Below are 638 nucleotides of genomic sequence, written 5' to 3' on the forward strand. Positions count from 1 at the left end.
CGATCATCACCTTGGAAAACAAGATCAGCGTTGAACAGGACGCCGCCGCGCGGACCCAGCTGGAAACCGAACTGGCCGAGCTGAACAAGCAATACAACGCCAAGGTTCAGGAAGAGCAGGTCAAGCTGGCCAAAAGCCAAACGCTGGAGCGGTATATCGAAAAGGGCAAGACCTGGGTCGATTCACTCCAGAACCAGGCGGCGACACAGATGGTGCTGATCAACAAGCTGCAGACAGACACGCAACAGCGCGTCGTGCTGTATGACGCCCTGACCAAATCGCTGAAAACAGCGCAGCAGCAGGACGTGGCCCACCGCATAAACGAGATCGGCGTGCAGACCGACCAAGAGGCGCAGACGGCCATGGCCGCCATCGGCACCGCGACCAACCAGAAGATGGCCGACATGCTGGAGGCACACGAGGACCACATGGTCTTCGCCCGAGACGTGCTAGAGAAAAAGGCCAAGGCGGATGAACGCTTTGCCCGCCGGTTCGCTTCGATTGTCGAGAAGCATGATAAGAATTTGTATGGGGGTTAAATGGCCTCTTTCATTCTAATGTTTGGCCCAATGCTCATATTCGTTGGAGCGTTGGGAGTAGTGCTGGTGATCTTTACGCTGACTTTATGGGCCCTTGGC

The 638-nt window shown here is 56.1% G+C and carries 1 pseudogene; it reads left to right on the forward strand.

The features are described 5' to 3' along the window. Positions 1-539: pseudogene (locus ACR1XY_RS24760) on the forward strand (hypothetical protein); the annotation flags it as partial. Positions 540-638 lie beyond the last annotated feature (99 nt).

Source organism: Ruegeria sp. AD11(2025), from assembly GCF_056542405.1.